The sequence below is a fragment of the Anaerococcus porci genome, from assembly GCF_009696575.1.
Taxonomy (GTDB): domain Bacteria; phylum Bacillota; class Clostridia; order Tissierellales; family Peptoniphilaceae; genus Anaerococcus; species Anaerococcus porci.
Genome location: NZ_VULQ01000001.1, coordinates 296,577 through 307,805 on the forward strand (window position 1 = coordinate 296,577; position 11,229 = coordinate 307,805).

Here is an 11,229-nt window from a genome sequence, read left to right on the forward strand (position 1 = left end):
TAAACCATTTTAATTCTTTGTTCTGGAATAACTATACAACATTTAAAATGTCTGTAATAATTGCTCCAATTCCTAAAATATACCACATAATACTATCCTCTAAACTCTTATTCAATCGACAAGTAAAATTGTATCTATTGAATCTATCCTAAAAACAGCTATATTTTTATCTTTATTTTTATCAATATATTCAAGTTTTATCCATTCCTCATCTGAGTCTATTACAATGCCTGTAATTGATGTACTTCCAACCAATGTTAAAGCTTCATCTGTATTTATCTTACATTTATTATTTTTTAACCCTTGAATTACTATCGACATTCCTTTTCCCTCCTGATTTCTTCTTTCACTTTTTTTTAATATTTTAATAATTTTTTTTATTTCCTCACTAAATGAAATATATATAATCAATAGTGCTATTATAATTATCCAATCCATTATCTAACTCCCTCTCAAAAATTCAAATTTGTCTTATCCGTCACCTCATCCATACCGTTTACACGACCTACCAAATATCCAAAGTGATGACACGACCCTTTCAGAATATTCATGGTGTCGCTACAAGCAAGTATTCGGGAGATATTTTTGAACGCTAATTTCAATAAAATTATTATCTCATTACCCAACCTAAAAATCATAAACCTATTGATTTCAAGCCCTTCAAAGACTCCTTACTCATTTTCTCTTGTCATCAATGCTAGAGCCTCGACGTGCGTTGTCTTTTGATTGGGAACATAATTTTTTATCCTCGTCATTCTTGTAGGAACACAATTTGTTAATGTCATTGTCTTTGGCATTTTTTCTTTTATCTTTGAATTTATTAGAATCTTGACTATCTTTAATTCCTGTTTTGAAATAGAATGTTAAGTCATATGGATGAACTGTTCCGTCTTTGTCAATTCTACCCACCACAACTTTATCAACTATGCTTTCAAATACTGTTCTGTTAAATTCCTCTATAATTTCTTTATTTTCTAACACCTTTTTAAATTGCTTTAATCTTTCTTTAATAGAGTTTTCATCTTTTATTGTTAGTTCCAGTGTTTTCTTTTCATCAAGTAATTCTTCTTTTTGTTTCATAAGTTTTTTATACTTTTTAACATAAACTTCTTCGTCTATACTATCTTCTAAATGAAGATCAACTAACTTTCTTTCTTGACTAATGATTCTATTTAAATGATTTTCTATCTTTTTCAGATCCTTGACTAAAGTATTATCATTTATTTCTTCTTCAACAATTTTTAAAAAGTCATCTATTACTGTTGAATCTGCATGGCATAATTGCCTATAGCTTTCAACAAAAGCTTTTTCTATTGCCGCTTCTTGTATTCCCTTTGAATGAGGACAATATTTCTTACCTTTTTTTGTTGATTTTACACATTGCCAGTTAATTTTTTTATAAATTGAACTAGTGTGCCATGTTCTTCTTGAAAGTATTTCACCACAAAATCCACATTCCAGCATACTTGAAAAAGCGTATTGTCTTGATAGTTTCTCTCTTTTTCTATCCTTATTAGCAATGGCGTTTCTGTTTTGTGCTCTCCTGAGTCTAATCTCCTGTGCCTTTTCAAAGTCTTCTCTTGATATAATTGGCTCGTGATGATTTTCAATGTGGTATTTATCAGATTCACCAAAGTTTGCTAGTCTTCTTTTTGTTATGGGATCAACTGTGAAGGTCTTTCCCATTAGTATATCGCCAATATACTTTTCATTTTTAATTACTCCTAACACTGTAGTGTCAGACCATTTTGTTTTACCTCTCGGGGTGAGATATCCTTGTTCTTCTAGTTCCCTGCCAATGACTGAGCCACCATTGCCCTCTAAATATCTTTTAAAGATATACCTAACAATTTTGGCTGCTTCTTCATTTATAGAGATACTTTTTGTTGTAGGGTCATAATCGTATCCAAGACAACTTTGAAAACCAATAAGCTCCCCCTTTTCCATTTTAATTTTCAGTCCTTTTTTCACATGGGCTGAGGTATTTTCTACTTCTTGTTGAGCTACTGAACTTAATATTGTTAGTAATAGCTCTCCATCCATTGTCAAAGTATCTATATTTTCTTCTTCAAATACTACACCAACATTGTTTTCCTTTAATAGTCTTACATACTTTAAGGTATCTAATGTATTTCTAGCAAATCTTGATATAGATTTAGTAATTATCATGTCTATATCTCCATTTTGACAATCACTTATTAGTCTTATAAAATCAGCTCTTTTAGTTGCAGTTGTTCCTGTGGTTGCTTCATCTGCATATATACCAGCCAAAGTCCAACTCTTATTATTTTTTATTAGATTTGTATAATAATCAACTTGCGATTTATATGATTCAAGTTGGTCTTTGCTATCTGTACTTACTCTACAATATGCTGCAACACGTTTTAAATCTAAATGTATTGAATTTCTATTTCTTGCTCCAGTATTTGAAGCTTTTATTACTTTTACTTTAGTATTCATTTTACCTCCTTCCCATTTTGTATCTTTCTACAGTGTTATTATATCACAAAATTAACTACTTTCTATCTCTCTTCTTATAATCATTTTCTAATCTGTTCTTAATTTTTGTATATTCCTTATCATTAATTAATTTAAGATCATAAAGTCTACATAAAATAGCAACTCTCATACTATAAACCTTTATTGCTTGCATTTTACCTCCTATGTAAGTTGATTTTTTTACCTTGATAAGTGGATTAAATCTGAAATGTGCTAATTCCACATAAGCAACTTCAATAATATTCACACTTCAAAGTATTTTGATTTTTATAGAAAGATGACAAAATACCCCTCACTTTATATAGTGAAATTTGTCCTCTTTGGTAACCAGAATTTTTATTTTTCCATAGTATTTTTGAGTTTTAAAGATTAATTTGAACATAAAAAGAGGACTTATGCACATAGGCATAAATCCTCTAATCTAAATTTTCCTATTCAAAGACTTTAAATCTTTCTTCCTATCAATTATTTAATTTCCATGATTCTGCCTTAGCCTTTGCATTTATAAGGTCAGAATAAAGTCCATTATTTTCAATCAATTTTTCATGATTTCCACGTTCTACTATTTCTCCATCTTTTAAGACTAGAATCTGATCTGCATTTCTAATGGTTTTTAGTCTATGGGCAATCATAATTACTGTTTTGTTTTTTGTTAATGATTCTATTGCTTCTTTTAATTTATCTTCATTTTCTGGATCTATATTTGCAGTTGCCTCATCAAAGATAATTATGTCTGCATCTTTTAGCATGGCTCTGGCTATGGAAATTCTTTGTTTTTCTCCACCTGAAAGACTTGCTCCACCTTCTCCGATGATAGTGTTATATCCTTCTGGTAAAGCTTCTATAAATTCATGACATCTTGCTTTTTTTGCAGCTTCTATAACTTCTTCATGGCTTGCATTTTGTCTTCCAAATTTTATATTATTTTCAATAGAATCTTCAAATAAATATACATCTTGAAAGACCATGGAAATTGAATTCATAAGATTTTCTATCTTATAATCCTTAATATTTTTTCCACCTATTAATATTTCACCAGAATTTACATCCCAAAATCTCGCTATGAGATTACAAAATGTTGTTTTACCTGACCCAGAAGGACCAACGAGGGCTGAAACAGAAGATTCTTTTATTTCCATAGAAAGATTATCTATAACCTTATTTTTTCCATCGTAAGAAAAGTCTACGTCTTGAAGTTCTATATTATAGGATTCTATTTTTTCTCCCTTGTCAATATTTTCTAACTCTCTTGAATCTAAAATCTTTCCTATTTCAGAAGTTATAGTTGATATTCTTGACATATCATCCATATAGTTCATGATTTTTAAAATGCTAGAAACCGTAGCAAAGGATAAGACGATTAAGGTAATTAAATTTCCTAAATCAATACTTCCATTTATATAAAATAAAATCCCAAAGGGTATGATTGTAATAATTCCCATAGGAGAAAGTAATCTACCTATGGCAACCCTATTCATAGATTCACCCATCCAGTTATAATAAAAGCTTGCATTGTCATAAACTGCATCAGCATATTTTTTATAAGATGATTCGCTTTGATTAAATGTCTTTATTACTTCTATCCCATTTATATACTCAACAATGGAATTATTCATATGTTGACCAATGGCAACTGACTTTCCAAACATTTCCTTATAATGAGCATTCATAACAGACATCATGGTAACCATTCCTACCACAAATGGAATTAGTGATAATAAAGTTAAACGCCAATCTAATGTAAACATGTAAATAAACAATAGAATAGGTCCTACTAAATTTGCAGTAAATTCTGGCACTAAGTGGGCAAGGGATGTTTCCATAGAATCAACTTGCTCAACTATAATATTTTTTAATTCTCCAGATGTTCTTGATAATACATCTCCTAGTGGCATCTTAAATAATTTTTTGGAAATATCATTTCTAATTTCTCCTAATGAATTAAAGGTTGCCGTATGGGAAATACTTGTTGATATTCCTGCTGCCACTTCTTTAATAACAAATGTTATTAAAATATTTATGCATAGTGGAGTATATAAACTCATATCATTTGCACCATTAATCAAATTTACAATAATTTTTGCCATGTATATATAAGAAAAAAGCCCAGTAACTACTCCCACTATGGCAAGTAGTACGGATATAAAATATGAGCCTTTTCTTTTTCTTACATAATGTTTTATTAATTCCATAAAACCCCTTCCTTAATTTGTCATTAAAAAATCATAAATTTCTTTCGCCACAATTTCCCAATCGTTGTCAAGCATCATATCATGACAAATATCATTTAAAACTATAATTTTACTTTTTAATTTTTTCCCTGTCCTAATTGAAAATTTAACTGGTACACAATTATCATTCCAAGATGTTAAAACCAGTGAGGGTATGTTTGTAATGCTTTTGTTTGTTTTAAACCCTTTTAAAACTTGTATTTGTGCTTTAATTGGATCTTTCCTCAGTTTATTAATATAATATTCTTTATTATCTACCCTATTTTCTGAAAAAAATAGGTTTTCTCTCGACTTTGTAAACATTTTTTATAGGTAAAGGTGAAATCAATATAATTTTATAGACTTTATTTGAATTAAATTTCGCGTAATTTAAAGCAACTAAACTTCCCATAGAATGGGCTACCAAAACAACTTTGTTATTACATTTTTTTACTGTACTGTCTAAAATATCAATATAATCTTTTATTTCTATCTCTTTGCTATTTTCCCATTTAAAATCTATTGCAAATGTTCTATGTTCTTTAACATTTAAGTAATTAACAAAATTATTCCAACACCACGCTCCATGCATTGAGCCATGTAAAAATATAATATCGATATTATTCATTGCTAATGTTTCCTTTATAATATAGTCTCTTTAGAAATGAAATATTTCTAAAGAGACTTACATAAATATTATAACTTATTTACTTGTCTTAGCTTTTACACTGTAAATATTGAAAAATTGAGGTGTACTTGTAAAGTCATATCCACCAATTTTGTCATTTCTATACAAAATCATTTCTTTTGAATAAGAAAGAGGCAAATCCATAGCGTTTTCGTTTGAATATACTATAGCTTTTTGTATATTATCTTTAATCTCCCCTTCGTTTGTAGAAGTGGAAGCCTTCTTTATTGCATCAATATATACGTTTGAATCAGAAAGTGCTTTTAACGGCATCAAATGCGGATCCATTTCAGTGATTGATTCTTGTAAGAACTTATGAGGTTCAGTATAAGAACCCTCTGTATTCCAGGTTGTCAAATGGAATTCTCCCTTTATACCATCTGTCCACCACGACATTTGATCTTTTTCAACTAGGTCAACATCTATACCTACTTCTTTTAATTGCGTCTTTATTGCAAGTGCAGTTTCCTTAGCAAGTACTAAATCTGACCAGTAAACATATTGAAGCTTTAATGGACTTCCATCCTTTTCTCTAATTCCTGTATCTTTATTGAGTTTCCAACCCGCTTCATCTAGCAAGCTATTTGCCTTTTCAGGAGCATAACTATAATTAGTTGGATAGTTTGCATCACAATAAGCTACATCTTTAGGGAATAAAGTTTCAGCTACATCTTCATATGAGTATGTTAAACTGTCGACAATGTCTTTTTTGTTAATTGCATAATTAATTGCTTGACGAACTTTTAAATCTTCTAATTCTTTTTTACTTGGATTTAAAATTAGATTCTTAGTCAAAGTCCTATTTTTATTGACTTCTCCAGTAACATCCTTAATTTCAGAACCTTTTTTGAAGTCATCATAATTTATTAAATCTGCTCCATAAATTAAATCTATTTCCCCCTTATTTAAGGCTTGAAGTCTTGAGGAAGCATCGGGAATATATTTGACAATAACTTCATCATAATAAGGTTTTTCCCCATGATAATTTTCATTTCTAACAAATTTTGTATATTCTCCAGATTTAAATTCTTCATATACATAAGGACCTGTTCCTATATTTTCGTTAAATGTCTCAAAGTTTCCCTCAGTAAATGACTTTGGAGATGGCATCCCCAATACATTTTGGAAACAAAAGCCATTTATATAAAATTTAGACGGATTTTCATAGTGAACAGCAATCGTATTATCATCAATAACTTCTGTTGATTTTATCTCTGCAACAGCCCTAATGCCTGCAAAATTAGGGTTAGACTTATCAAAATCTAATATCTTTTTTACTGCATCAGCATTAAAATCTTCACCATCTGAAAACTTTACCCCATCCTTTAATTTAAAGACTAAAGTTTTGCCATCATCTTTATATTCAAAGCTTTCAGCAAGTTTTGGTACAATTTCACCGTTTTCATAAGCTACTAGGGTTTCGTAAATTAAACCACAAGCCATATTATTTTCCTTATTCATTGTTAAAGTCGTAAGGTTTGTCAGTTCTTTAGCAGTACATAAGGTTAAAACCTTCTTGCTTTCATCTTTTGTGTTTTCACTTGCTACATTTGAATTTTCTTGTACTTTTTCTTGATTCTTTTGGCAACCTCCTAGTAAAATTGAAAAACTAAATACAAGTGCCAATAAAACCATCATATTTTTTCTAAGTTTGATCATTTCTATCTCCTTTGCAATTTTCCTTCTCTCAATATTTTTCCTTTCTTTATCTCTATGATATAATCTGAAATCTTTTTTGCTTGATTTATATCATGAGTGATAAAAATATAAGAAATACTATGCTTAGATTGATAATAAAAAAGTAAGTTTAATACTTTTTCAATCGTCAGTAAGTCAAGCCCAGCTGTAACCTCATCTAGTATTAAAAAATCAGGATTAACCATAAGGGCTCTTATGAGCGACAATCTTCTTTGCTCACCTCCAGATAGTTGGTGAACGGGCACATCTAATATTTCCTTTTTTAAATGTAAATCCTCGCAAAATAATAATACCTTTTCCTTTCTTTCCTTTTTCGACAAGTTTGTTAAATTAATAAGCCCTTCTTCCAAATTTTTAAAAGTGCTTATACCAGGATTTAAAGTACCAGATGTATCCTGGAAAACAGACTGGATATTTTTTCTATATTTCCTTATTTTTTTTAATTTTAATTTTGAGATATCTACAGAATCATAGAGTATAGATCCTTCATCTATTCTTTCTAATCCTATTAATGCTTTTGCAATGGTGCTTTTACCAGATCCACTTTCACCAATTAAACTTAAGTTATCTCCCCTTTTTAGTGAAAAGGAAATTTGATCTAGAGCTTTAAATGTCCCTTTTACTGTTTCAAAAGAAAGGCTAACATTACTCATAGCTATTTCGTCCATTTCCATTCACCTCCAGAATCTAATATTTTCTGACTACAGATAACAAATTTTCTTGTCCATTCTTCTTTAGGGCTTTCAAATATATCTTCACTACTCCCCTTTTCTATAAGGCATCCATTTTCTATCACATAGATGCAATCGCTATATTTTTTAAGAATATCAGCCTCATGTGTTATTAACAAAATTCCTTTGCCTTTGAAATTTGCTTTAATCAATTCAAAAAATAATGATGAGTTATAATTGTCTAAGGCTGATGTTGGTTCATCAGCAATTATATAATCAGTATTTAGTCCCATAGATATCGCTAAAATCACACGCTGAATCATGCCTCCAGAGAGTTCAGTTGGATATGAATCTAAAACTCTTTCATATTCAAGATTGACGCTTTTGAGCTTATCTTTTGCTATACTTAATGCTTCTGATTTATTTATATTAAGATTAGCAATATATATTTCAACCATTTGACTTTTTATCTTTTTTCTTTTGTCAAAAGAAATCATGGGAAGTTGAGGAATAAAAGCGATGTTTCTATTGTTGCTATTGATATTATCTTTTTCCAATATATCGAAATCATCTATAGTAATAGTTCCAGAACTTACTTTTAAATCCTCTGATAAAATCCCAAGTATTGTGTTTACTAATGTAGTCTTCCCAGCACCACTGGGTCCAGTGAGACCAATAATTTTTCCCATAGGAATTCTAAGAGAAATATTATTTAAAAGATTGTTTCCTTTTTTATCTGTAACTTGTAATTGATTAACCAAAATCATATCTTCACCTTCTATTCGCTTCTTTTGCAATAATATTAAAAGACATTGTAGTAATAAAAACTGCAAAAATCGGGTAAATTATGAGTTCTGGCTTAATAAATATTGAATCTCTCGCTTCTAAAATCATAGAACCCCACTCCACAACATTTTCTCCAAGTCCAATTCCTATAAATGAAAAACCAGTAATTGCTAAAATCATATCCGCACAGGACAAACAAATATAATGAACTAAATCTAATAATATATTTGGTAGTATATGAACTAGAACCAACCTAGTCTTTGAAGCACCAAGTGAAATCATGCAAGTGCAATAAGCTTTATCGTATTCAATATTTATTTGAGTTCTAACAAGTCTTAAAAATCTCAATATATATGAAACAACCAAAGCGATTAATGTAGTTTTTATTCCATTTCCCCAAGATGCTATAAATATGATTAAATAAGCAATTGGTGGTATAGCCGTTACAGCATTAATAATCGAATCTACTACTACATTCTTTTTCATGGTAACTTTTGACGTTAGTGTTCCTAAAAGCAAACCTAAAGTAAAAACAATAATTGATGCCGTCATAACCATAAATAATGTAGTTTTCCCCCCGAACAGTATTCTCGATAAAACGCACCTGCCCATGCTATCATTTCCCAAAAGATACTTAGAACTTGGATTTGCAAATCTAAGGGGAAGATTAACTTCTAGGGGATCATTAGGGGCAAAAAAACTTCCAAGAAATATAAATAAAATCACTAGGAAAGGAAATAATGTCCTTTTGTTTATTTTCATTAATCTCCCCTTTCCTTTATCAAAAGATCGTTTATCAAATCTGATATTATATTAGCAAGTGCAATAAATAATGCTAAAAAGAAAACCAACCCATGAATCATCGTTGCATCACGATTTATTACAGAATTTACAATCAAATATCCAAATCCTGGAATAGAAAAAACTCCCTCAACTATTGCCACATTTGCAATCATAAGTCCAATACTCTGAAAGAAATTTGGAATTAACTTTACTATCGAGTTTGGCAATATATGTTTCACGAACAAAGTAAATTCCTTTAGACCATTTGCTCTAAAAAACATAATATAATATTCACCATTCTCTTTGTCTAAAGCATCTTTAAATAGTGGATAATAAAAAGAAGCCCCAAATATCCCTAAAGTTATTGCAGGAAGTAGATAATTTGTAATGCCAATATTACCTGCTACTGATAGCAAATCCCACTTTACTGCAAATATATCAAGTAAGATAATAGCAATATAAAAGCTAGGAATTGAAACACCAATAAGGCATAAAAGATTTATAAGCTTATTGATTATCTTGCTCTTCCATAAGAAAGCAATACATCCCAAAGATAATACTAAAATTACCTGCAATATTGCGGAAAAGAAAACAACAGATAAAGTTTTTGGCAAAGCCAACATTATATTATCCCAGACTGGTTTACCATTGCTTAAAGACTGTCCTAAGTCTAGAGAAAAAAGATTTTTAATCCAGTTAAAATATTGTTCATATAGAGGTTTATCAAAACCAAATCTTATTCTTACTTCTTCAATTTGCTCAGGTGATGGACTTCCGATATGTCTTTTAGCATATGCAGTGGCCGGATCGACGGGAGATAATTTCATTAAAACAAATGATAAAACACTAACAATTAATAATGTCATTATTAGCTCATAAAATTTTTTTAAAAATGTCTTTTTTGTATTCATTTTTATACCATAATTTAAGATCAGCCTAATAATTCAGGGAATTTATTTTTCAAATATTTTTCTAACATCTTTTTGATTGTTTCTTTATTTTCAATAAAAATTTCTTTTTGATTTAAACTTTCATATCCTAAAATCAAAGTATTTACAAAGGTCACTAAAAACTCATCTTCAAAAATAGATGAGAGCTTATCGTTTGGAGGAAATGCAGACGATAAAATTTCTGTGTTTGTTTCTTTTAAATTTTTAAACATTTCACACAATCTTTTATCTTCATTTTGTAGTTTCAAAAAAATTGCATATATGCTTTTAAATTCATTTTCATCATAAATTCTTTCCATCATCATCTCAGTAATTGCGTCTAAACTCGTTAACTTAGATGTGTCGATAGTTTTGTTTTTTTCTCCTCTATATTTGATACCTGATTTCATAAAATCATAAATCATTTCATAGGTTGAGCCATAATGATAGTAAACACCACCTTTACTTAAACTGACTTTTTCTATAACATCTTCCATAGTTGTATTTTGGAAACCCTTTTCTAAGAAACATTTTTTTGCCGCTTCCAGAATTTCTAACTTCTTTTTTTCTCCAACTTTCAATTTTTTATCATTCAAAACTTTATCTCCTGTCAATAAATAATTCCGACGCTACCGTCAGTTTTATTGTAACTCATTTGATAATTAATTTCAATACATGGATTATTTTAAATTTAGTAATCTTATTTAAGATATTTGCTTGAACGCCCTTTATACTTCTTTATTAATTTCTTTAAATACGGTATAATTAATTAAACTTAATACACGCTTAACGCTTATAACTTTAATAGACCAACTAAGGAAGTCAATAGTTATTTTTAAAAATTTTTTCAAGTCACAAAACTTAAAAATGTGCATAGCAAACAAGCCTCATATACTTTCATTTTTTGAGGCAACACTTTTAAAAATTTATGCGACTAACTTACTTTTTTCTCGAATTAGTTTTTG

At 29.5% G+C, this 11,229-nt stretch carries 12 protein-coding genes; all 12 read right to left on the reverse strand.

The features are described from left to right. Positions 1–111 precede the first annotated feature (111 nt). The 12 genes from FYJ26_RS01475 to FYJ26_RS01520 all read right to left on the reverse strand — a co-directional run bounded on the left by FYJ26_RS01475 (position 112) and on the right by FYJ26_RS01520 (position 10,860). On the reverse strand, positions 112–321 hold the full coding sequence (locus FYJ26_RS01475) for a hypothetical protein (RefSeq protein ID WP_154538955.1): 210 nt from the start codon (positions 319–321) through the stop codon (positions 112–114). A 354-nt stretch (positions 322–675) separates the two neighbouring features. Then, complete coding sequence (locus FYJ26_RS01480) at positions 676–2,460, reverse strand: recombinase family protein (RefSeq protein WP_154538956.1); 1,785 nt, start codon at positions 2,458–2,460, stop codon at positions 676–678. Between the two features lie 55 nt (positions 2,461–2,515). Continuing rightward, on the reverse strand, positions 2,516–2,653 hold the full coding sequence (locus FYJ26_RS10765; protein WP_195837832.1) for a hypothetical protein: 138 nt from the start codon (positions 2,651–2,653) through the stop codon (positions 2,516–2,518). A 307-nt stretch (positions 2,654–2,960) separates the two neighbouring features. After that, positions 2,961–4,691: an ABC transporter ATP-binding protein gene (locus FYJ26_RS01485; RefSeq protein ID WP_154538957.1), complete on the reverse strand. Its 1,731-nt coding sequence runs from the start codon at positions 4,689–4,691 to the stop codon at positions 2,961–2,963. Positions 4,692–4,703: 12 nt separating this feature from the next. Next, entirely contained in the window at positions 4,704–5,033 is a 330-nt protein-coding gene (locus tag FYJ26_RS10960; protein WP_229771192.1) for an alpha/beta fold hydrolase, read from the reverse strand. Further along, positions 4,990–5,337, reverse strand: a complete 348-nt coding sequence (locus FYJ26_RS10965) for an esterase/lipase family protein (protein WP_229771193.1) — start codon at positions 5,335–5,337, stop codon at positions 4,990–4,992. Before FYJ26_RS10965 ends, FYJ26_RS10960 begins: the two co-directional genes overlap by 44 nt. Before the next feature lie 75 nt (positions 5,338–5,412). After that, positions 5,413–7,056 (reverse strand): ABC transporter substrate-binding protein, encoded by a 1,644-nt coding sequence (locus FYJ26_RS01495; RefSeq protein WP_154538958.1) that lies wholly within the window; start codon positions 7,054–7,056, stop codon positions 5,413–5,415. A 2-nt stretch (positions 7,057–7,058) separates the two neighbouring features. Next, on the reverse strand, positions 7,059–7,763 hold the full coding sequence (locus FYJ26_RS01500) for an ATP-binding cassette domain-containing protein (RefSeq protein ID WP_154538970.1): 705 nt from the start codon (positions 7,761–7,763) through the stop codon (positions 7,059–7,061). Further along, the gene (locus FYJ26_RS01505; protein WP_154538959.1) at positions 7,751–8,533 is read right to left on the reverse strand and encodes an ATP-binding cassette domain-containing protein; all 783 of its coding nucleotides are present in this window, start codon (positions 8,531–8,533) and stop codon (positions 7,751–7,753) included. Before FYJ26_RS01505 ends, FYJ26_RS01500 begins: the two co-directional genes overlap by 13 nt. A gap of 4 nt (positions 8,534–8,537) precedes the next feature. After that, positions 8,538–9,314: an ABC transporter permease gene (locus FYJ26_RS01510; protein ID WP_154538960.1), complete on the reverse strand. Its 777-nt coding sequence runs from the start codon at positions 9,312–9,314 to the stop codon at positions 8,538–8,540. After that, positions 9,314–10,246, reverse strand: coding sequence for an ABC transporter permease (locus tag FYJ26_RS01515; protein ID WP_154538961.1), 933 nt, complete (start codon positions 10,244–10,246; stop codon positions 9,314–9,316). The genes FYJ26_RS01510 and FYJ26_RS01515 overlap by 1 nt, the downstream gene beginning before the upstream one ends. 20 nt (positions 10,247–10,266) lie before the next feature. Beyond that, positions 10,267–10,860: a TetR/AcrR family transcriptional regulator gene (locus FYJ26_RS01520; protein ID WP_154538962.1), complete on the reverse strand. Its 594-nt coding sequence runs from the start codon at positions 10,858–10,860 to the stop codon at positions 10,267–10,269. Between the last annotated feature and the right edge of the window lie 369 nt (positions 10,861–11,229).

Coding starts and splice junctions, on each gene's coding strand:
- FYJ26_RS01505 (WP_154538959.1), bottom strand. CDS start 8,533: ATGATTTTGGTTAATCAATTACAAGTTACAGATAAAAAAGGAAACAAT.
- FYJ26_RS10765 (WP_195837832.1), bottom strand. CDS start 2,653: ATGCAAGCAATAAAGGTTTATAGTATGAGAGTTGCTATTTTATGTAGA.
- FYJ26_RS01480 (WP_154538956.1), bottom strand. CDS start 2,460: ATGAATACTAAAGTAAAAGTAATAAAAGCTTCAAATACTGGAGCAAGA.
- FYJ26_RS01495 (WP_154538958.1), bottom strand. CDS start 7,056: ATGATCAAACTTAGAAAAAATATGATGGTTTTATTGGCACTTGTATTT.
- FYJ26_RS01515 (WP_154538961.1), bottom strand. CDS start 10,246: ATGAATACAAAAAAGACATTTTTAAAAAAATTTTATGAGCTAATAATG.
- FYJ26_RS10960 (WP_229771192.1), bottom strand. CDS start 5,033: ATGTTTACAAAGTCGAGAGAAAACCTATTTTTTTCAGAAAATAGGGTA.
- FYJ26_RS01500 (WP_154538970.1), bottom strand. CDS start 7,763: ATGGACGAAATAGCTATGAGTAATGTTAGCCTTTCTTTTGAAACAGTA.
- FYJ26_RS01485 (WP_154538957.1), bottom strand. CDS start 4,691: ATGGAATTAATAAAACATTATGTAAGAAAAAGAAAAGGCTCATATTTT.
- FYJ26_RS01475 (WP_154538955.1), bottom strand. CDS start 321: ATGTCGATAGTAATTCAAGGGTTAAAAAATAATAAATGTAAGATAAAT.
- FYJ26_RS01510 (WP_154538960.1), bottom strand. CDS start 9,314: ATGAAAATAAACAAAAGGACATTATTTCCTTTCCTAGTGATTTTATTT.
- FYJ26_RS10965 (WP_229771193.1), bottom strand. CDS start 5,337: ATGAATAATATCGATATTATATTTTTACATGGCTCAATGCATGGAGCG.